The 21,255-nt window shown below is 66.7% G+C and carries 19 protein-coding genes; 9 read left to right on the forward strand and 10 right to left on the reverse strand.

The window, feature by feature from the left end; translation table 11 throughout:
• Positions 1-162 precede the first annotated feature (162 nt).
• The 4 genes from LGN19_RS33620 to LGN19_RS33635 all read right to left on the reverse strand — a co-directional run bounded on the left by LGN19_RS33620 (position 163) and on the right by LGN19_RS33635 (position 4,867).
• Positions 163-567: a peptide ABC transporter ATPase gene (locus tag LGN19_RS33620; RefSeq protein ID WP_122948580.1), complete on the reverse strand. Its 405-nt coding sequence runs from the start codon at positions 565-567 to the stop codon at positions 163-165.
• Positions 568-693: 126 nt separating this feature from the next.
• Positions 694-2,286, reverse strand: coding sequence for a DHA2 family efflux MFS transporter permease subunit (locus LGN19_RS33625; protein ID WP_174956713.1), 1,593 nt, complete (start codon positions 2,284-2,286; stop codon positions 694-696).
• Complete coding sequence (locus LGN19_RS33630; protein WP_226219550.1) at positions 2,283-3,401, reverse strand: HlyD family secretion protein; 1,119 nt, start codon at positions 3,399-3,401, stop codon at positions 2,283-2,285. The genes LGN19_RS33625 and LGN19_RS33630 overlap by 4 nt, the downstream gene beginning before the upstream one ends.
• A gap of 47 nt (positions 3,402-3,448) precedes the next feature.
• Entirely contained in the window at positions 3,449-4,867 is a 1,419-nt protein-coding gene (locus LGN19_RS33635; RefSeq protein WP_226219552.1) for an efflux transporter outer membrane subunit, read from the reverse strand.
• 134 nt (positions 4,868-5,001) lie between these two features.
• Here LGN19_RS33635 and LGN19_RS33640 point away from each other — a divergent pair, with 134 nt between their 5' ends.
• Both LGN19_RS33640 and LGN19_RS33645 read left to right on the forward strand, forming a co-directional pair.
• Positions 5,002-5,775, forward strand: coding sequence for an AraC family transcriptional regulator (locus LGN19_RS33640; RefSeq protein WP_122948577.1), 774 nt, complete (start codon positions 5,002-5,004; stop codon positions 5,773-5,775).
• Positions 5,776-5,888: 113 nt separating this feature from the next.
• Positions 5,889-6,944 carry a LysR family transcriptional regulator gene (locus LGN19_RS33645; protein ID WP_226219554.1) on the forward strand — a complete coding sequence of 352 codons (1,056 nt, stop codon included), beginning with the start codon at positions 5,889-5,891 and terminating at the stop codon, positions 6,942-6,944.
• Here LGN19_RS33645 and leuA read toward each other — a convergent pair.
• A complete protein-coding gene (gene leuA / locus LGN19_RS33650) occupies positions 6,862-8,571 on the reverse strand; it encodes a 2-isopropylmalate synthase (RefSeq protein ID WP_174956791.1) in 1,710 nt (569 codons plus the stop codon). The two genes, LGN19_RS33645 and leuA, sit on opposite strands and share 83 nt — an antisense overlap.
• Positions 8,572-9,518: 947 nt before the next feature.
• Here leuA and LGN19_RS33655 point away from each other — a divergent pair.
• The 3 genes from LGN19_RS33655 to LGN19_RS33665 all read left to right on the forward strand — a co-directional run bounded on the left by LGN19_RS33655 (position 9,519) and on the right by LGN19_RS33665 (position 11,852).
• Positions 9,519-9,908 (forward strand): fucose-binding lectin II, encoded by a 390-nt coding sequence (locus LGN19_RS33655; protein WP_043178912.1) that lies wholly within the window; start codon positions 9,519-9,521, stop codon positions 9,906-9,908.
• 213 nt (positions 9,909-10,121) lie between these two features.
• On the forward strand, positions 10,122-10,862 hold the full coding sequence (locus LGN19_RS33660) for a fucose-binding lectin II (RefSeq protein WP_226219556.1): 741 nt from the start codon (positions 10,122-10,124) through the stop codon (positions 10,860-10,862).
• 150 nt (positions 10,863-11,012) lie between these two features.
• On the forward strand, positions 11,013-11,852 hold the full coding sequence (locus LGN19_RS33665) for an AraC family transcriptional regulator (RefSeq protein WP_226219558.1): 840 nt from the start codon (positions 11,013-11,015) through the stop codon (positions 11,850-11,852).
• A 57-nt stretch (positions 11,853-11,909) separates the two neighbouring features.
• On the opposite strand, the gene LGN19_RS33670 is transcribed toward LGN19_RS33665, so the two are convergent.
• Complete coding sequence (locus LGN19_RS33670) at positions 11,910-13,274, reverse strand: M23 family metallopeptidase (RefSeq protein WP_226219560.1); 1,365 nt, start codon at positions 13,272-13,274, stop codon at positions 11,910-11,912.
• Between the two features lie 340 nt (positions 13,275-13,614).
• Here LGN19_RS33670 and LGN19_RS33675 point away from each other — a divergent pair, with 340 nt between their 5' ends.
• Positions 13,615-14,484, forward strand: a complete 870-nt coding sequence (locus LGN19_RS33675) for a mechanosensitive ion channel family protein (RefSeq protein WP_226219562.1) — start codon at positions 13,615-13,617, stop codon at positions 14,482-14,484.
• A 68-nt stretch (positions 14,485-14,552) separates the two neighbouring features.
• Here the strand turns inward: LGN19_RS33675 and LGN19_RS33680 are convergent, their stop codons facing one another.
• The 3 genes from LGN19_RS33680 to LGN19_RS33690 form a co-directional block, all read right to left on the reverse strand.
• Entirely contained in the window at positions 14,553-15,683 is a 1,131-nt protein-coding gene (locus LGN19_RS33680) for a branched-chain amino acid ABC transporter substrate-binding protein (RefSeq protein ID WP_413227263.1), read from the reverse strand.
• A gap of 76 nt (positions 15,684-15,759) precedes the next feature.
• Positions 15,760-16,836 (reverse strand): ornithine cyclodeaminase, encoded by a 1,077-nt coding sequence (locus tag LGN19_RS33685; protein WP_226219564.1) that lies wholly within the window; start codon positions 16,834-16,836, stop codon positions 15,760-15,762.
• A 68-nt stretch (positions 16,837-16,904) separates the two neighbouring features.
• A complete protein-coding gene (locus LGN19_RS33690; protein ID WP_226219566.1) occupies positions 16,905-17,942 on the reverse strand; it encodes a histone deacetylase family protein in 1,038 nt (345 codons plus the stop codon).
• 115 nt (positions 17,943-18,057) lie between these two features.
• Here LGN19_RS33690 and LGN19_RS33695 point away from each other — a divergent pair, with 115 nt between their 5' ends.
• From LGN19_RS33695 to mqo, 3 genes are all read left to right on the forward strand, one after another.
• Positions 18,058-18,546, forward strand: a complete 489-nt coding sequence (locus LGN19_RS33695; RefSeq protein WP_122948567.1) for an Lrp/AsnC family transcriptional regulator — start codon at positions 18,058-18,060, stop codon at positions 18,544-18,546.
• Between the two features lie 65 nt (positions 18,547-18,611).
• Positions 18,612-18,911, forward strand: a complete 300-nt coding sequence (locus LGN19_RS33700; RefSeq protein ID WP_122949680.1) for a hypothetical protein — start codon at positions 18,612-18,614, stop codon at positions 18,909-18,911.
• Between the two features lie 511 nt (positions 18,912-19,422).
• Entirely contained in the window at positions 19,423-21,084 is a 1,662-nt protein-coding gene (gene mqo, locus LGN19_RS33705) for a malate dehydrogenase (quinone) (RefSeq protein ID WP_174976650.1), read from the forward strand.
• A gap of 84 nt (positions 21,085-21,168) precedes the next feature.
• Here the strand turns inward: mqo and LGN19_RS33710 are convergent.
• On the reverse strand, positions 21,169-21,255 hold an 87-nt coding region (locus tag LGN19_RS33710), incomplete at its 5' end, for an IS3 family transposase (protein WP_226219584.1).

The following is a 21,255-nucleotide window of genomic DNA, read 5'->3' on the forward strand; positions in this document are numbered from 1 at the left end:
GGGCGTGTGTGGCGGTCGGGGGGGGGTGGCGGCCGGGCCCGGCCGACGCCGCATGCCCGTCACCGGCGAGCCGGCGCAACGTGCCGGCTCGCCACGATCATCCTCGATACACCGACAACGTACTCATCGCCCCGGGTGTCGACGATGCCCCGGAACAGGCAGTCAGGGCTGCGAAAACACCATCACACGCCCTTGCACACGCTGGAGCTTCAACCAGCCCATGTCGGCGGTGAAACGCAGTTGCTGCAGCGGGAAGTCGAACTGTGCCTCCCCGGCGGCGCTCACGACTGCCTTGGCGATCCAGCGGATCAGCGCCTTCCCTTCGTCGGTCGTCACGCTGCCGTTCTGCACGCCGTAAAAATAGCGATTCCCGGCGTTGACTTCGTTCTGCAACTGCATCCAGTGCCCCGGCAACCCCTGCAGGGTCCTGAACAGGTCGGCGACCCGTTGCGTCGTGAGGCCGCGCGCCCACAGCGCGCCGTTCGCAGCCGGCCGCGCCAGGTTGTGGCGGTCCGCTGCCTGTGCCTGCTCCTTGACCGGCCCCCTCAGGGAATCGTCCTTCGACATGCCGCACTCCTCATGGTGATGGGCGCGGGAGAGCGACCTCGCGCGCGATGCCTGCACGATACGCTCATTGCGACAAGTCATCGCCTGTCAGCTATATCAGGCTTCAACATCGGGCGTCTGTCCCCATCACGCTTTCTTCTTCCCCTTCAACACGAACGCCGCCGCCGTACATCCCGCCATCGCGACACCCGCGATCAGGAATGTATCGCTGTACGCCATCAGCAGCGCCTCGCGCATCACGCGCTGGTTCACGAGCGCGAGTGCCAGCTCGTGCACGCCGCCGGTCGACGCACCCGGCAACGCATCGGCACGTGGCACATGCACGCGCGACAGCAGCCGTGCCAGCATCGCCATGCGTTCCTGAAAGGCTTCCGAGAACGGCGAAACGGCCTCGCCAATCCGCATCGCGTGCAGCTTCTGCCGCTCGACGACGATCTGGCTCGCCACCGCGATGCCGATCGCGCCGCCGACGTTGCGTACCATGTTGAACACGCCGGACGCCGAGCCGAGCTGCGCCTTCTCGATTCCGTCGACGGCCATCACCGACAGTGCGATCACGACGAGCGACTGCCCGATCCCCCGCACGACGAGCGACGGCACGATCACGTTCGACGCGGCGTCGGCGGTCAGGTGGATGTTCATCAGGCAGCCGGCCGCGACGAGCACGAAGCCGAGCACGATCGTCGCGCGCGGGCTCGTGCGGCGCATCAGCGGCGGCGTCAGGAACGACATCACGAACTGCACGATCCCGTACGGGATCATCGCGAGGCCGATGTCGCGCGCACTGTAGCCGTGCAGCTCGGCGAAGTAGTTGGGCACGAGAAACACGACGCCGAACACCACCGCGCCGAACAGGAACTGCATCAGGCTCGCGATCCCGAAGTTGTAGCGTCCGAGCAGCCGCAGGTTGATGAACGGCTCCTTGCGCCGCAGCTCGATCGCGACGAACGCGACGAGCCCCGCCACCGCGACGATCGACAACTCGACGATCAGGTCGGACGCGAACCAGTCCTTGCGGCCGCCCTCCTCCAGCACGATCTGCAGCGCGCTCAAGCCGATCGCCATCGTCGCGATCCCGAACCAGTCGGCCTGGCGCAGCTTCGACAACTGTACGGGCAGCGGGCGGATCGCCCACGCGATCGCCACGATCAGCGCGATCGCGGGCGGAATCTGCAGATAGAAGATCCAGCGCCACGAATACATGTCGGTGAGCCAGCCGCCGAGCGACGGCCCGGCCGCCTGCGCGACGTTGTTCGCGACCGCGAACAGCGCCATGCCGAACGGATGCTTCGACGGCGGCAGTTCGGTGACGATCAGCTGGAACGACAGCGGAATCAGCACGCCGCCGAACGCGCCCTGCAGCGCGCGCGCGACGATCATCGACGAGATGGTCGGCGCGACCGAGCACGCGATCGAAAACGCAAGAAACCCCGTTGCACCGACGAGCAACACGCGGCGCGCGGAGAACACCTGCACGAGCCAGCCGGTGAGCGGAATCACGACGATCTCGGCGACGAGATAGGCGGTCGAGATCCACGAACCTTCCTCGAAGCTCGCGCCCAGCGAACCGCGGATGTCGGGTAGCGACGCGTTCGTCACGTGCACGTTCATCCCCGCCATGAAGCAGCCGAACACGCCGCCGAGCACCGCGACCCACGCGCGCAGCGAAACGGTTTCGTCGTGCTCGGCCTGCGCAGCCTGCCCGGTTGCGGCCGTCACGATCCGGCTCCCGGTGCGCCGCGCGTATCGACACGCGCGATCACCGACATCCCGGGCCGCAGCACGAGGCCCGACGGCGGCGCATCGAGGCGGATCTTCACGGGCACGCGCTGCACGATCTTCGTGAAGTTGCCGGTCGCATTGTCCGGCGGCAGCAGCGCGAATTCGGCCCCCGAGCCCGGTGCGAGCCCGAGCACGCGGCCGTGCAGCGTGCGGCCCGAGTAGGTATCGACATCGATCTCGACCGGCTGCCCATCGTGCATCGCGCCGAGCTGCGTCTCCTTGAAGTTCGCGACGACGTACACATCGCGCAGCGGCACGACCGCGAGCAACGGCATCCCGACCTCGACGTACTGCCCCGCGCGCACCGCGCGCTGGCCGATCGTGCCGTCGCGTGTCGCGCGGATCACCGTGTGCTCGACATCGAGTTGCGCCAGCGCAAGCTTCGCGCGGGATGCCGCGAGCCGCGCACGCGCCTGCTCGATCGCGGCGGTACTCTGCGCGCGGCGCCGGTGCAGCACCGTCTGCTGGTCGTCCTGCGCGCGCACGGCCGCGCTCGCGCGGGCCAGTTCCGCGCGTGCCTTCAACGCATCGGCATGCGCCTGTTCCCAGCGCTGCCCGCTGGCGGCCGATTCGGCAAGCAACTGCTTGTAGCGCACCGCATCGGCATCGCGCCGCGCGGCTTCGGCGCGCGCGGCGGCCGCGTCGGCCTGCGCCTGCTCGATCACGCTGCGTTGCTGGCCGACCTGCGCGTCGAGCGTCGCGGCCGCGGCTTCCTCGGCCTGCAGCGTCGCATCGGCCGCGGCGACGGCTGCCTGCGCATCGTCGAGCTTCGCGTGATAGTCGCGATCGTCGAGCGTGACGAGCACGTCGCCACGCTTCACGGGCTGGTTGTCGTCGACGGCCACACGCGCGACATAACCGGCCACGCGCGGGCTGACGGTCACGATGTCAGCACGCACGTACGCATCGTCGGTGTGCTCGATGAAGCGGCCGACCGTCCACCACCGCCAGCCGAATCCGGCAAGCGCGATGACGAGGATGAAGACGCCGGCGGCGATCCAGTGGCGCCGCGCGAAACGCGCGGATTTCTCGGGTATGGCTGTGGTGCTCATGATCGGAATCGGAATGGTTGAGTGCGTGCGGATTCACGAACGGCCGGCTAGGGCTGCCAGCCGCCCCCCAGGGCCTTGAAGACGGCGACCTGATCGAGTGCGACCTGCTGCGTCGACGTGGCCAGCGCCGCATCGACCGCGACGAGGCTGCGCTGCGCGTCGAGCACGCCGAGAAAATCCAGCGCACCCGCGTCGTAGTTCAGTTCGGCGAGCCGGTAGGCGCGTGCGTGCTCGGCGCGCGCGGTTTCGAGCGCGGCCTTGTGGCGCCACTCGGCGCCATAGCGGGCGAGCGCCTGTTCAGTCTCCTTCAGCGCACGCAGCACCTGCGCATCGAACGACGCGCGCGCGGCGGCATCGTCCGCGCGGGCCTGCGCGAGTTGCGCACGCCTCGCCGAGAGATTCGGAAAGCGCCAGGTAATCAGCGGCCCGACGCCCCACGCGATCGCGTACTTGTCGCCGAGCGACGACGGATCGCCGGTCGTCGACAGCCAGTTCACCGACCCGCCGAGTACGATCGACGGATACAGCTCGGCCGTCGCGGCACCGATCCGCGCGTTCGACGCGGCGAGCCGGCGCTCGCTCTCGCGCAGGTCGGGCCGGCGCCGGAGCAGCGCAGCGCCGTCGCCGACCGGAAACGGCCTCGCCAGCGCCGGCGTCGTGTGGCAGCGCGCGGCCGCGTCGGGAATCGCGCCGGGCGCTCGCCCGGTCAGCACGGCCAGTTCATACAACGCAGCGCGGCGTGCGCCCGCGAGCGCCGGCAGTTCGGCGCGCGTATCGTCGGCGAACGCGCGCGATCGCGCGACTTCCAGATCGGACACGAGACCGTGCGCGCGCTGCCGTGCGGTCAGCGCGGCGAGACGGTCGGCAATCGCGACCGAGCGCTCGGCCACATCGATCCGCTCGCCGTACGCGCATGCCTGCGCATAGGCGGCCGTCGTCTCGGCGGCCACCGCGACACGCATCGCATCCGAGGCAGCCTGCACGGCCTCCGAATCGGCGCGCGCGGCATCGACGAGATGACCGACGCGCCCCCACAGATCGACTTCCCATGACACCGCGAACGACGGCGCGAAACCCCTGCGCGTGCGTGCATCGGTGCCTTTCGCGCTGGCGACGATCTGGTCGGGCGCGTGCTTGCCGTAGTCGACGCCGAAGCCGGCTGTCGTGTCGGGCAACCGCGCGGCACCCGCTTCGTCGAGCACGGCCCGCGCACGCGCGACGCGTGCCGCGGCCACCGCGAGATCGCGGTTCTGCGCGAGCGCTTCGCGCACGAGTGCGTCGAGCGCCGGATCGTCGAACAACTGCCACCAGCGATCGGGCAACGCGCCGCCGGACGCGACGGGCGCATCGGCCGCCGCGTCGAACGGTGCCGTGCGTGCCGCATCGGTCTCAGGCGGACGGTACGGCATGCCGACCGAGCAGGCGGCAAGCGTCGCGGCGCTCAGCAGCGCGGCGGCAACAGACAAACGGAAGGAAACCGGATGAGAAGACGAGGCTCGCATCGTGCAATGGCAGTCGAACAAACGATGGGCCTATGGTAATTTCGACCCATTCGGTCGATCTCGCGCGCAAAGCGCATTCGTCGTCGAGAAAATGACACATGGATCAATTTTTCAGCGCGCTCGAACATAAGGACAAGCACAAGCAGATCGCCGTCGTCGCGTCCGACGCGGCGGCCGGCATCGCGTATCCGCCGCATTCGCACCGGCATGGCCAGCTGATTCACGCGATTTCCGGCGTGATGCTCGTGCATGCGGATGCCGGCAGCTGGGTCGTGCCGACGGGCCGCGCGGTCTGGGTGCCGGGCGGCACGCAGCACGAGATCCGGATGGCCGGCGACGTGCAGATGCGCACTGTGTTCGTCGCGCACGAAGTACGGCCGAGCCTGCCGCGCGAATGCCGCGTGATCGAGGTCGGCACGTTGCTGCGCGAGCTGATCGTGACCGCGTGCGAACTGCCGGCCGATTACGACCTCGCGCATCGCGCGGGCCGCGTGCTCGCGCTGATCCTCGACGAAATCGAGATCGCGCCGCTGCTGTCGCTGCATGTGCCGATGCCGCACCATCCGGCGCTCGCCGCGCTGTGCACGCGGCTCATCAACGAACCGTCGTCGGTCGTCACACTGCAGTCGTGGGCGCGCGACGCGCACATGAACGAGCGCACGCTCGCGCGCACCTTCAAGCGTGAAACAGGCATGACGCACGGTGCGTGGTGCCGCCATGCGCGCCTGCTGCTGAGCCTGCCGCGCCTGGCCGCCGGCACGCCGATCCTCGAACTCGCGCTCGAGCACGGCTACGACAGTCCCAGCGCGTTCGCAGCGATGTTCCGCAAGGCACTCGGCGTGCCGCCGAGCGAATACTTCTCGCGACGCTGAACCGCCCTGTCCGTTTCGCGACGATCGCGCGCTGACGTGCGCGCGCGGCGCGGCAGGCCGCTCGCTACAGTAGCGGCATCGCACGACACCGGCGCCACGCGCCCGCCCCGCCGATGGATCTGATTCAAAGCATGCAGGTTTTCGTCACGCTCGCCGACGCAGGGACCTTCACCGAAACCGGCAAGCGGCTCAATCTCACGACCGCGTATGTCAGCCGCACGATCGCGTCGCTCGAAGCGCATCTCGGCATCCGGCTGCTGAACCGCACGACGCGCTCGATGTGCCTGACCGAAGCCGGCGAGCGCTATCTGGCGCGTGCACGCGACATCACGCGTGCCGTCGACGCGAGCGAACGCGAAGCGCGCGGCGCACAGCTGCATCCGCACGGCCGGCTGCGCGCGCACTGCAGCGCCAGCATCGCGAACCGTTTCGTGATTCCGCTCGTCGCGCGCTTCCAGGCGCGCTATCCGGACGTCAGCGTCGACCTGACGCTCGCGCCGCAGGTGCCCGACCTGATCCGCGACAGCTACGACGTCGCGGTGATCGCGATGCCGAGCCTGCCGAGTTCCGATCAGGTCGCGATCGACGTCGGGCGGATCGGCAGCGTGCTGTGCGCGTCGCCCGCGTATGTCGCGCAACACGGGATGCCGGACACGCCGCGCGCGCTCGCGCGGCATCGCTGCCTGCAACTGGTCGCGCCCGCGTACCCGGTGCGCGAATGGACGCTGACGCGCGGTGCGGATTCGGAAACGATCGCATTCGAGCCGGCGATGACGGCCGACGTCGCGGCATCGCTCGAAATCGCGGTACGGGAAGGGGCGGGAATCGGCCTGCTGCCGGAGTTCGTCGCGGACGACGGGCTGCGTTCAGGCGCGCTGGTGCGCGTGCTGCCCGGTTACCGGGCCGAGGATGTGGGTGTGTTTCTGGTGTATCCGTCGCGCCAGCATCTCGACGCGAAGACGCGCGCGTGGGTGGATTTCATGAAGGCGGAACTGCGCGCCGCGCTCAACGGGCCGAGCGAAGGCAACTGCACGAACCACGACGCGACCGCGCCGGACACCGCCGGCGCGGCCGCCAACCCCTCGCTTACGCGACAGCCTTCACCGCGGGCTGCGCGCCAAAAAACGTCGCCTGCACCGCTTCGTCCGCGCGCGCATACGCACGGTTGATGCCGCTGATCACCGCGCGGATCGACGCGGTCGTCAGGTTCGCGTCGATGCCGACGCCGAACGCACTGCCGCGCACGCCCGTACCGGACAGTTCCGCGATCGCGATCGCCTTTGCGTCGGCGCCCTGCGACAACGCACGCTCCTCGTAGTGCTGGATACGCAGCGGCGTGTGCAACGCATGCATCAGCGCATCGAGCGGGCCATTGCCTTCACCGCGCAGCACGCGGCGCTCGCCGTGCACGTCGGCGGTCAGCACGATCGTCTCGCGGCCGTCGCGCTCGGTCAGCTCATGGCCGACATAACGCAGCGGCGCATCGCCTTCCACGTATTCCTGCTGGAACAACGACCAGATCTGTGCGCTCGTCACCTCGAGCCCGCTGTCGTCGGTCAGGCGCTGCACGGCCGCGCTGAAGTCGACCTGCAGGCGGCGCGGCAGCGCGACGCCATAGCTCTGCTCGAGCAGGTACGCAATGCCGCCCTTGCCCGACTGGCTGTTCACGCGAATGATCGAGTCGTACGTGCGGCCGACATCGCTCGGATCGATCGGCAGGTACGGCATTTCCCACACGGCATCGGGGCGCTGCACCGCGAAGCCCTTCTTGATCGCGTCCTGGTGCGAGCCGGAGAACGCGGTAAACACCAGATCGCCGACATACGGATGGCGCGGATGGATCGGCAACTGCGTGCATTCCTCAGCCGTGCGCGCGACTTCGTTGATCTGCGAGAAATCGAGGCCCGGATCGACGCCCTGCGAATACAGGTTCAGCGCGAGCGTGACGAGATCGACGTTACCGGTGCGTTCGCCGTTGCCGAACAGGCAGCCCTCGATCCGGTCCGCGCCGGCCATCACTGCAAGCTCGGCCGCCGCGACCGCGGTGCCGCGGTCGTTGTGCGGATGCACGGACACGATCAGCGCATCGCGGCGCGCAAGGTTGCGGTGCATCCATTCGATCTGGTCCGCGTAGAAGTTCGGCGTGCCGACTTCGACGGTGGCCGGCAGGTTCACGATCGCCTTGTGCTCCGGCGTCGGCTGCCAGACGTCGAACACGGCGTCGCAGACTTCCTTCGCGAAATCGAGCTCGGTCGCCGTGAAGGTTTCCGGGCTGTATTGCAGCGTGAAATGCGTGTCGGTCGCGGCGTCGGCGCAGCGCTTGATCGTGCGCGCGGCGTTCACCGCGAGCGCTTTCACGCCGTCGCGGTCGAGGCCGAACACGATCTTGCGGAATTCCGGCGCGGTCGCGTTGTACAGGTGCACGATCGCGCGTTTCGCGCCGCGCAGCGAGTCGAAGGTGCGCTCGATCAGGTCGTCGCGTGCCTGCGTGAGCACCTCGATCGTCACGTCGTCGGGAATGTGGCCGCCTTCGATCAGCTCGCGCACGAAGTTGAAGTCGGTCTCGGACGCCGACGGGAACGCGACCTCGATCTCCTTGAAGCCGATCGCGACCAGCATCTTGAACATCCGCATCTTGCGCGCGGCGTCCATCGGCTCGAACAGCGACTGGTTGCCGTCGCGCAGGTCGGTGCTCATCCAGATCGGCGCTTGCGTGATCGTGCGCGTCGGCCACATGCGGTTCGGCAGGTTGACGGGCGTGAACGGTCGGTACTTCGTCGCGGGGTTCTTCAGCATCATGATGGTCGGTCCTCGGTCGGTTGGTCGGGAAACCGCGGCGCGGCGGCCATCGATCGTGGCGGCCGGCTGCGCGCGCAGCGGTAAAAACGGTAGAAAACGGCACAACGGCTATGCGGTACGGCGAACGACAGCCTTGGCGGTTGAGCGACCGGGACGGAGCGGAGCGATTCGGAAGAAGGACGAACTCAGGCGCCGGTCGACAACCGGGGCCAGGTCGATGATGCGGGGGAAATCTGGCGCTTCAGGAAAGAAGCAGATGGAAAGCGCGCAGCCGCAGACCCAGCCCGGAGAAACGGGCTAGTAGTCGTAGCGAAAAGAGGGGCTGGGCGGCTTGCATGGCCGAAATCAAATCACAGAGTGACGGGCGCTGTCAACGCGCAATTCGCCGATCGCCCGCCTGCGCGGTCTGCAAAATCAGTCTCGTCCGATAGGCCGCGGCCCGCCCCGTCGATATGCTTCACGGGTGCGGCGCCGGTGGAGCCCCTGTTCACGTTCGGAGTGAGTTGGTCAATGCACTTCGCCGGTTGCCGCACCCTCTTCCCGTTGCCATCGGGTTTCGGCGTGGATGTTCGGTGGTGGCCGGTGGGCGCGGCCGCGACCGAGATGCTGATGTTGAAACCAACGCTGCCATATGCGAACGCCGAGCGTCCGCGCCGAAGCCCGATTGCCCGCTGCTGCCCCATCCGTCCCGCCTGCGCAAGCGCGCATCGTTCAAAAGATCGATACGCGTGCCGATATAGTTTACCGAATATATCCAAATAGCATCGATTAAACACATTTCATTAAATCGATTAACCTCCATTTGCGATTTACTGAACAATAACCATTCTCAATCGAATATTTTTTTATTTATTTTTCGGCATGCTCGGATCGTCGCATTTCAAACGGCAAACGTTTGCGCGACATGGCTCGAAGCCTTACCCATCATTCCTCAGGAGGAAAACATGGCCGATTCTCAAACGTCTTCCAATCGCGCTGGCGAGTTTTCGATTCCGCCGAATACCGATTTCCGCGCGATTTTCTTCGCGAATGCCGCCGAGCAGCAACACATCAAGCTGTTTATCGGCGACAGCAAGGAACCCGCCGCATATCACAAGCTGACGACGCGCGACGGCACGCGTGAAGCGACGCTGAATTCCGGCAACGGCAAGATCCGCTTCGAAGTGTCGGTGAACGGCAAGCCGTCGGCTACCGATGCGCGCCTCGCGCCGATCAACGGCAAGAAATCGGACGGCTCGCCGTACACGGTCAACTTCGGGATCGTCGTGTCGGAAGACGGCCACGACAGCGACTACAACGACGGCATCGTCGTGCTCCAGTGGCCGATCGGCTGACCTGACCTGGCCGCTGGGCCGAGCACGATTGCGCGGCGCGACCGGGCGGGTGCGCCGCCGTCGATCCCGCAATGGCGACGGGGCCCACCCCACCTTGCGAATCGATTCGTTCGAGCAGTCACTTGCAGTCCCACGCTGTACTCTGTGCGCGACAACGGCGAAACCCATTCGCCGGCCGCGCGACGCGAACCATTTCATCGAGACGAGGACGACATGTCACAACCGTTTACCCATGACGATCTGTACGCACTGCTGCAACTCGCCGGCAACGATGCAAGCGCCGTACAGGCGAACGGCGACCAGGCAGTGCTCGACCGGATGCGCCAGTTCATGACCGCACAGCTCGTGGAAAAGCTGCCGCAATACGATGTGTTCGTCGACATCGCGACCATCCCGTACAGCTTCGACGTCGGCAGCTGGCAAAACAAGGTGAAGACCGATGCGGCCGGGCAGGTGGTCGCCTGCACGGTGACGTGGGCCGGCGCGCCCGGCGTGCTGCCCGGGGCCGCGGCGAAGTTCGGCGTCGGTGCGGTGGTCAATTACTTCTCGAAAGCGACGCCGCAGCCGCAGCCCACGCAGCCGGATACCACGATGACCGGCGGTGGCGAACGCGACGGCATCTTCAACCTGCCGCCGAACATCGCGTTCGGCGTGACCGCGCTGGTCAATTCGTCGGCGCAGCAGACGATCGAGGTCTTCGTCGACGACAACGCGAAACCGGCCGCGACGTTCCAGGGCGCCGGCACGCAGGACACGAACCTGAACACGCAAATCGTGAACTCCGGCAAGGGGAAGGTGCGCGTGGTCGTGACGGCGAACGGCAAGCCGTCGAAGATCGGCTCACGTCAGGTCGACATCTTCAAGAAGACCTACTTCGGCCTGGTCGGATCGGAAGACGGGACGGACGGTGACTACAACGACGGTATCGCCATCTTGAACTGGCCGCTCGGCTAAGCCGCGCAATCCTGGCCCCTCGCCACGCCGCCCGGCGTGGCGATCTGCTTTGGCGCCTCGGCCGCCCACGCCTCGCCTGCCGTGCAAGAACGATCAAATGCCCCCGCCGCCGATACCATATAGTCCGCCCGACACCCTCAATGGCACGCCATGAATCCGATTGGACAAGCACTCTGGTTTATCGAAACCAAACTGGACCGCGAACTGACGCTCGACAGGATTTCCGCCAATTGCGACATGACGCGCTTCGGCTTCTCGCGCCTGTTCTCGATGAATACCGGCTGGCCGGTGATGCGCTATGTCCGGTCGAGGCGGCTGACGCGTGCGGCACGCACGTTGGCGGAAGGCGCGCCGGACATCCTGCAGGTGGCGCTCGATGCCGGCTACGGCTCCCATGAGGCGTTCACGCGCGCCTTCCGCGATCTCTTCGGAATCACGCCCGAGGACGTGCGGGCACGGCGCACTCTCGACGGATTGTCTCTTGTGGAGCCGCTACGCATGAAAGAACTGAAACTCATCGACGTTGCACCATCCCGCTTCGAAACCGCCGGAAAGCGGCTGATCGCAGGCATGAGCGACCGGTACACCTTCGAAACCAACGAAGGCATTCCGGCGCTGTGGCAAGCGTTCATCCCATACATCGGTACCATTCCCGGCCAGGTCGACGACGTGACCTACGGCGTGTGCTGCAACCCCGATGCGGATGGCAGCTTCGAATACATTGCGGGCGTGGAAGTCGCCCACCGCGACCGGCTGCCCGCACCATTTCGCTGCGTCGAACTGGAACCGCAACGCTATGCGATCTTCGAACACCGCGGGCATATTTCCACGCTGCACCAGACGTTCTACAGCATCTGGAACGGCTGGCTGCCGACATCGGGGTTCAAGGCGGCCGACGCGCCCGAATTCGAGCGCTACAGCGCGGACTACGATCCGATCACGGGCGCTGGCGTGCTTGAAATCTGGTTGCCCGTCGAACCCGCCGTGTAAGCAGTTTGCCTTGATCGGCCGCGACGTGCCTCGTCTCGGCCCACCCCTCACCCACGGTCAGCCGGCACGCGACCCGGCAGGCTGCTCCATCGCCACTGGCTGCGACCATGCAGCCGACGCCAGGCGCGTGCGCGCGTCGTGCGCCACCTGGTTGAACGCCACGCGCCGCTCGCCCTTCAGCTTCGCCGCCTTGCCCGCCTGTACCAGCGCGACCGGGTCGACGAGACGATCGTGCCGACGGACCTCGAAGTGCAGATGCGGCCCGGTGGCCGTGCCCGTGCTGCCCACCGCGCCGACACGCTGGCCGCGCGCGACCCGCGTGCCGGTTCGCAGCGTCGGCTCGAATGCCGACAGGTGCGCGTAGTACGACGCATAGCCGCCGTCATGGCGGATCACCACGTACTTGCCATAGCCGCGCGGCTCGGTGCCGATGAACGTCACGACGCCGCGCTCCGACGCATGAACCGCGCGCCCGGCCGGTGCCGCGAGATCGACGCCGGAATGCACATGACGGGCGCCGGTCACCGGATGCACGCGCGCACCGAAATGGGAGCTGATCCGGTTTGCGCTGACCGGCATCGCAAACTGCGAACCGACGAGCGGCGCGCCGTCGAGGTCGTAATAGGCGCCCGGCGAGCCGGCATGGGGCGCAAACCACACGGCCGCGACCTGCTGGCCGCGAAAGCGGAGCTCGAGCGCCGTCACGCGCACGCCGCCAGGCAGTATCGCGTTGCCGTCGGGTTCGTATGCAACGCGGAAGGTGTCGCCGAGCGCTCCGTGCTGTTTCAGGTCGACGCGCCCGGCGAGCATGCGGGTGATCTGCGCGGCGACGTCGGCCGACAGATCGGCGCGCGCCAGCGACGCGTACAGGCTGCCGACGATCGCACCGGCCCGCGCGCCATGCTCGGCTTCCGCGAGCACGAACGGCTCGGCATCGGCAAGATCGACGGGACGCCGTTCGAACGCAGCCGGTTCACCCATCGCGGGCAACGCCGACGCAAGACCGTACTCGAACCTCGACGCGTACGCGCGTTCGACCGCACCGCGCGCCGCATCGCACAGCACGCGGTAAGCCACGCAGGCACCGAAGCGCGCAACGGGGTCGTCGCGTTCGCCGACCGTCGGCACGGACACCGCATGCGACGCATAGGCAACGTCGAGCGGCGCGGCCGTCGATGCGTGCAAGCCGCCCCACGTGGTGCGTGCGGCATTGAAAAAAGGCACGTCGACAAGGTCAGCCGTCACGGGCGAAAACGGCGCGGCGTCGTGGGACGCGTGTGCCACCGCACCCGGTGCGCCGGCCACACAGGCCACCGCCATGACACCGCGCAGCAGCGCGCGGCGCATCGGGAAAGCGTGAACGCCGTGCTGCGCGGGTTGACCTTGTTCGCGTGCGAGACGGAAACGCAGGTCTAACCGCATGACGTCGTCACTCGCTGTCTGTCAGTGAAAAATCGGGAGAGAACCGGGTATCGCGGAGGAACGATCGTCGCGACCCGGCAACGTGAAAACGAGTGTACCGGCGTGATCGAAATGGCTGAATAGGACTAGTCTCATTTAATTGGAAATCCGATTCGTACTAAGTCGAAATCGCGATTTCGCGGCACGGCGGCACGACGACGCGGCATTCGCCCGCACCCATTCGCGCGAACCATCGCGCGCCGTGTATGGTCGAACGCTGTCCGCGCGTGAGCGCAAGCCTGCCCGCCCCTGGCAGGCACGCGACGCGTTGCGCACTGTTTCTTCAAACCGGAATCCCGTCATGTTGCTCGATCACCTGCATCCGGAACGCTGGACGTTCCTGTGGAACGCGCTGTCCACCCTCTCCATCAAGCTGTGCGCCGGCCTGGCGCTGCTCGTCGCCGGCTGGTGGCTGTCGAAACGCATCGGCAACTGGCTGAACCGTCTGCTCTCGAACAAGGAGCGTGTCGACGACACGCTGCGGCCGATCCTCTGCGACGTCGCCGTGTGGGGCATCCGCATCGTCGCGATCGTCGGCGCGCTGTCGCAGCTCGGCATCGAAACCGCGAGCATCGTCGCGGTGCTCGGCGCGGCCGGCCTCGCGATCGGGCTTGCACTGCAAGGCACGATGCAGAACATCGCGGCCGGCATCATGCTTCTGCTGCTGCGACCGTTCAAGGTCGGCGACTATATCGACGGCGGCTCGGGCGTCGCGGGCACCGTAGACGAAGTCGGGCTCTTCATGACGCGGCTGACGAAGCCTGACGGCATCTGCGAATACGTGCCGAACAGCGCACTGTGGGGCAGCTCGATCCGCAACTACACGCGCAACCCGACGCGCCGCCTCGATCTCGAAGTGGAAGTGTCGGTACATGACGACATCGATCGCGCGCTCGACGCGCTGCGCGGGCTGGCCGCGGCCGATCCCGACGTGCTGCAGGATCCCGCGCCGGACGTGATGGTGATGCGCTTCGACGACAGCACGGTCGTCGCGAACATGCGCGTATGGACGCACACCGACAAGTTCTGGGCGATGCGCTGGCGCCTCGCGCGCCAGGTGCGCAAGACGCTCGCCGACGCGAGCTGCACGCTGCCGATCCGCACGCGCGAGCTGCACATCGTGCACGACGCGGAGCGTCGCGCCGACCGCGCACAAACGCGCGCGCTGTAAACGGCGAAGGCCGCGAAGCACCTCCTGCTTCGCGGCCCGTGCGACGTCAACGCGACGTCACCGCCACATCACATCTTCACGATATCGAGCAGCGCCTTCTTGCCGCTCTTGTACGTGAACACCGAAATCGCGCCATGCTTCAGGTCGCCCTGCGGCGTGAAGCTCGTCTCGCCGATCACACCTTGGTAGTCGGTGGCCGGCATCGCGGCCAGCACCTTCGCCGGGTCGGTCGAGTTCGCGCGCTTCATCGCGTCGACGATGATATTGACGGCGTCGTACGAGAACGGCGCGTACACCTGCATCGGCTGGTGGTAACGCGCTTCGTAGCGCTTCGCGAACGCCGCGCCGCCCGGCATCTTCTCGAGCGCGATACCGGCCTCGGAGCACACGACATTGTCGGACGCCGGGCCCGCGAGCTTCGGCAGGTCGGTCGAGCACACGCCGTCGCCGGCGAGGATCTTCGCACGCATGCCGAGCTGGCGCGCCTGCTTCGCAAGCGGCCCGCCCGTCGCGTCCATGCCGCCGTACATGATCGCGTCCGGGTTTGCACCCTTGATCTTCGTGAGGATCGCGCGGAAGTCGATCGCCTTGTCGTTGGTCGCGTCGCGCGACACGACCTTCATCCCGGCCGCCTTCGCCGCCTTCTCGAACTCGGTCGCGAGGCCCTGCCCGTACGCGGTCGAATCGTCGACCACGGCCACCGTCTTGATGCCCATGTTCTTCGCCGCATACATCGCGAGCGCCGGCCCCTGCTGCGCATCGGTCGCGACGACGCGATAGGTCGTCTTGAAACCCTGCTGCGTGTACGTCGGGTTGGTCGCGGCCTGCGAGATCTGCACGACGCCGCCGTCTCGATAGACGCGCGACGCCGGGATCGACGTACCCGAGTTGTGATGGCCGACGACGCCCACCACCTTGTCGTCGACGAGCCGCTGCGCAACCTGCGTCGCGGTGCGCGGATCGCCCGCGTCATCCTGCGCGTCGAGCTGCAGCGTGACCTTCTTGCCGCCGATCACGAGCCCCTTCGCATTGATTTCCTCGACCGCGAGGCGCGCGCCGTTCTCGCTGTCCTTGCCGAGGTGCGCGATCGCGCCGGTCAGCGGCGCGACGTGGCCGATGCGCACGATTTCGTCCGCGTGCGCGGGCAGCGCGCATGTGAGCGCCGCCGCCGCGAGTGCCGTCATGGGATATCGAAGCATGTCTGTCTCCTGGTCAGTCTTGTGAGCCCCGTGCAATGCGGGACGTGTTGTGGTTCGGATGACGAATCGGTTGCAGTCAGTGGTGCAGCGTTTCCTGCACCGCACGGCCCATCCCGGCCGGCAGCACGGCGTTCTCGCCGCGCGTCGCGACGCCGTACAGGTCCTTCGGATCGCGCGGCGCGGGAATCAGGTCGAGCTCGATCCCGATCTCGCGCTCGCGTGCCGCCGCGTTCAGGTAGCGCAGCGCCGAGAAATCCTCGAGCGCGAAGCCGACCGAATCGAACACCGTCACTTGCGCATCCGATTCGCGGCCCGGCTCGGCGCCCGACACGATCCGCGCGAACTCGATCACCGGGAACTGCGCCGGCATCTGCTGGATATCGCCTTCGATGCGCGTCTGCGGCTCGTATTCGACGACGACGCGTGCGCGCCGCAGCACGTCCGCATGCAGCTCGGTCTTGCCCGGGCAATCGCCGCCCACCGCGTTCACGTGCATCCCGTCCTCGATCATGTCCGGTGTCAGGATCGTCGCGTTGGTCTTGTCGGCGGTGACCGTCGTCACGATGTCCGCGCCGCGCACGGCGTCCGCCGCCGACGCACAGCGAATCACGCGCAGCCCCTCGAACGACGCGAGGTTTCGGATCAGCTTGTCGGTCGCCGCCGGATCGATGTCGAACACGCGCAGTTCGTCGATGCCGAGCATCTCGTGGAACGCGATCGCCTGGAATTCGCTCTGCGCGCCGTTGCCGATCAGCGCCATCGAACGCGCATCGGCGCGCGCGAGAAAGCGTGCGACCAAGGCGGACGTCGCGGCGGTTCGGATAGCCGTCGTCAGCGTCATCTCGCTCAGCAGCAGCGGATAGCCGGTATCGACATCGGCCAGCACGCCGAACGCCATCACCGTCAGCAGGTCGGCCTTGGTGTTCTTCGGATGGCCGTTCACGTACTTGAGCGCGTACAGCCGCGCGTCCGACGTCGGCATCAGCTCGATCACGCCGTCGGTCGAATGGCTGGCGAGGCGTGCGGTCTTCTCGAACGTCTCCCAGCGCCGGTAGTCCTGCTCGATATACGAGGCCATCGTCGTCAGGATCTGCGTCATCCCGACTTCGGCCACGAGCGTCGACACGCTCGTCACATCCAGATATCGCGTCATGCCCTTGCTCCACGGTTGCGGCGGCCGGCACGGGGCACGGCCGCCGTTGAAACAGTCGGCGCCGCGCGTTACGCGCGCCCTTCGAATCCCAGCAGCACGTTGACCGCGTTGATGCCGATCTCGTCGACCATGTAGCCGCCTTCCATCACGAACAGCGTCGGCACGTTCAGGCGCGCGAGCGCCGCGCCGATGCGCAGGTAGTCGGGCGAGCGCAGCCGGAAATGGCTGATCGGGTCGTGCTCGAAGGTATCGACGCCGAGCGACACGACGAGCGCATCGGGCGCGTGTGCGGCAATCGCGGCGGCCGCGTGGTCGAGCGCCGCCGAGTAGGTGTCCCACAGCGTGCCCTTCGGCAGCGGCAGGTTCAGGTTGAACCCTTCGCCCGCGCCGATGCCGCGCTCTTCCGCATAGCCGGAGAAGTACGGGTACGACACCGGCGGTTCGCCGTGGATCGACGCGAACAGCACGTCCGCGCGATCGTAGAAGATGTCCTGCGTACCGTTGCCGTGATGGAAATCGACGTCGAGCACCGCGACGCGCGCGGCGCCCTGCGCGACGCAGTGCTGCGCGGCGATCGCCGCGTTGTTCAGGTAGCAATAGCCGCCCATGTACTCGCGGCCCGCGTGGTGGCCGGGCGGGCGGCACAGCGCGAACGCCGCGCGCGCCGCGCCGCTCGACAGCAGGTCGGCACCGGTGAGCGCCGAGTTCGCGCTCGCGCTCACGGCATCCCACGTGCCGGCGTTGATCGGCGCGCCGGCGTCCATCGCGTAGAAGCCGAGCTTGCCGTCGATGAACGCGGGCGGCGTCGCGGCGGCCGGCATCGCGCGCACCGGCCACACGAGCGGCAGCGCCTGGCAGGTGCGGCCCGTCGCGGCCCACTCGTCCCATGCGCCGGCGAGGAAATCGACGTAGCGCGCGCTGTGCGCGGCCGCGTAGCGGGCGCGGTCGAACGGCTTCGGCGCGATCACGTCGCCGAGGCCGGCGGCACGCACTTGGGCGAGCACCGTTTCGGCGCGAAGGGGGTTTTCGAACGAATCGGTGATCGCGCCGTCCTTCAGTTCGACGCCGCGATGCAGTTGGTGATCGCTGCTGTAGACCGTGAGCATGGTTGACCGTTGCAGTGAGGGTGGCAACAGTTTATTGACGGCAACCGGCAATAGCTTTGCTTTCGACGCGCGGCTTTTATACAATTTTGAGAAAACCGCCTACGGAATCCCGGAAATGAGCAAAAATCGCGCTTCGGCTGAACTGGATGGCGTCGACCGCGCCATGCTGCGCCTGCTGCAGGACGACGGCGCGCTGTCGAACGCGACGCTCGGCGAGAAGCTGTCGCTGAGCGTCACGCCCTGCTGGCGCCGCCGCAAGCGGCTCGAGGACGAGGGCGTGATCACCGGCTACCAGGCGAACCTCGACCGGCGCGCGCTCGGCATGAACGTGTTCGCGTTCGTGCAGGTGACGTTCAACATGCATTCCGACCAGGATTCGGATCACTTCGAGGACGTGATGCGGCGTCACGACGAAGTGACGTCCTGCCACAAGATCACCGGCGCGGCCGACTACATCCTGCAGGTCGTCGCGGCCGATCTCGACGCGTATGCGGAATTCGTCGAGCGTGTGCTGCGCAAGCAGGCCGGGGTGTCGTCGATCCAGTCGAGCCTCGCGTTGCGCGAAGTGAAGTTCTCGTCGCGCGTGCCGGTGCCGGACGCCTGAACGACACGACGAACGTGCGGGCCTTCACCCGATTCTCCGAAACTCATCCCATGGAGCACTACCTGATGAAGCGTTTCCTCCCTTCCGCTTCGCTGGCCGCCACGCTGGCCTGCGCGTTCGCATTGAGCGCCTGTGCCGCGCAATCCACGCCGCCGGCTCAGTCTCCGGCTCAAGCAACGGCGCCGGCCGTACCGCCGATGCCCGGCAGCGATCGCGATGCGCACGGTTGCATCCCGTCGGCCGGCTATTCGTGGTGCGAAGCAACGCAACAGTGCGAGCGCCCATGGGAACTCGCGAAACAGAAAGGCTTCGCGAATTCGGCGCAAGCGTACGACCAGTTCTGCCGGAACGCTGCCGCGAAGTAAAGTGACGTGACGTCACGCGTTCGTGTCGCGGCGCACTGCCGCGACACGACGCAGCGCCCCTCGAAATACCCTCCCGATCCCGCGCAGTTATCCCCAGCTTTCCCGGTTCCCGCGACTGTCATTCCGGAAACCCGGACACACAAAAAACCCCACGAAAACAACGGTATTTTTCGTTTGTGACACAGCAAACGAGTTCGGTTACATTACGCGCCCCTTGCCATCCCGCCCCCGCAAAACGCGTCGCGCGCGGCCTCTTTCCACGCAGCCTGAAGCGCCTTCCGCTCAGGCTTGCCGCAAGGGCCCGGGCGCGTCGTGCGCCACTGTGACGCAGGCGCTTGCCTGCCCGCAGGAAGCCGATCCGAAGGTGTCCTTCCCGACGGTTTCGCGTGCGCAAATGCGACGGCGCGCGGCGTCGATCCGGAATTCCGGATTCGCGATCCGGATCTCCGGATCCGCGTTTCTCCGCGATCGACACCCGCGCCGGGCGGCCTGGCAAACCGATGCATCCAAGTTGAAAAAGGGATCTGCTGTGATCAAAACGTTACGGGTAATACTGTCGGCGCTCGCGCTGTGCGTCGCCGCGTCGTCCGCGCATGCCGCCGATACGAAGAAGGTCGACGTCCTGCTGGTGGGCGGCGGCATCATGAGCTCGACGCTCGGCGTCTGGCTGCACGAGCTTCAACCTGACTGGTCGATGACGATGGTCGAGCGCCTCGACGGCGTCGCGCTGGAAAGCTCGAACGGCTGGAACAATGCCGGCACCGGCCACTCGGCACTCGCCGAGCTGAACTACACGCCGGAGAAGGCAGACGGCAAGATCGACATCTCGAAGGCCATCGAGATCAACGAGTCGTTCCAGATCTCGCGCCAGTTCTGGGCGTGGCAGGTCAAGCAGGGCGTGCTGAAGAACCCGCATTCGTTCATCAACTCGACGCCGCACATGAGCTTCGTGTGGGGCGACGACAACGTCCGCTTCCTGAAGAAGCGCTACGAAGCGCTCCAGGCGAGCCCGCTGTTCCGCGGGATGCAGTATTCGGAAGACTACGACCAGATCAAGCAGTGGGTGCCGCTGATGATGGAAGGCCGCGACCGCAACCAGAAGGTCGCGGCGACGTGGACGCCGATCGGCACCGACGTGAATTTCGGCGAGATCACGCGCCAGTTCGTCGGCTACCTGAAGACGCAGCCGAACTTCACGCTGTCGCTGTCGAGCGAAGTGCGCGAGATCTCGCGCAATGCCGACGGCACGTGGCACGTGAGCTGGGTCAAGCTGCACTCGGATGAACCGGCGCAATCGGTCGACGCGAAGTTCGTGTTCATCGGCGCGGGCGGCGGTGCGCTGCACCTGCTGCAGGCGTCGGGCATCCCCGAGGCGAAGGACTACGGCGCGTTCCCGGTCGGCGGCTCGTTCCTCGTGACGGACAACCCCGAAGTCGTGAAGCAGCATCTCGCGAAGGCATATGGCAAGGCGTCGGTCGGCTCGCCGCCGATGTCGGTGCCGCACCTTGACACGCGGATCATCGACGGCAAGAAGATCATCCTGTTCGGGCCGTTCGCGACGTTCTCGACCAAGTTCCTGAAGAACGGTTCGTACTTCGACCTGCTCAAGAGCACCAACACGCACAACGTCGCGCCGATGATGCGCGTGGGCGTGGACGAATTCCCGTTGGTCCAGTACCTCGCCGGCCAGCTGATGCTGTCCGATGACGACCGCTTCAACGCGCTGAAGGAATACTTCCCGAACGCGAAGAAGGAAGACTGGCGCCTGTGGCAAGCCGGCCAGCGCGTGCAGATCATCAAGCGCGACCCGGTGAAGGGTGGCGTGCTGAAGCTCGGCACCGAGATCGTCGCGTCGCAGGACGGCAGCATCGCGGGCCTGCTCGGCGCATCGCCTGGCGCGTCGACGGCCGCGCCGATCATGCTGAACCTGATGAAGAAGGTGTTCAAGGACAAGGTCGCGACGCCTGAATGGCAGCAGAAGATCCGCCAGATCGTGCCCAGCTACGGCACGAAGCTGAACGACAGCCCGGCGAAGGTCGTCGAGGAGTGGACGTACACGAGCGACGTGCTGCAGCTGTCGCCGCCGCCGAAGATCGACGTCAACACGCCGTCGCAGGCCACCGGCACCGCGCCGGCCCGCCCGGCGAAGGCCTCGGCCGACATGGCGCTGTAACGCGCCGCGCGACACCGTTGCGCCGCATGACACGGCCGCCCTTCGTGAACTGACCCCAGGAAGTTGGATGGTCGGAACCGACGGTTAAGCTGATGAGGGCTGAGTCCTGTATTGCACGGGACTCAGCCCTTTTAGTTTGGTCTTGATGCGTTGGTGATTGTAGTAGTGGAT

Source organism: Burkholderia sp. AU30198, from assembly GCF_020419825.1.
In the GTDB taxonomy this organism is placed as follows: domain Bacteria; phylum Pseudomonadota; class Gammaproteobacteria; order Burkholderiales; family Burkholderiaceae; genus Burkholderia.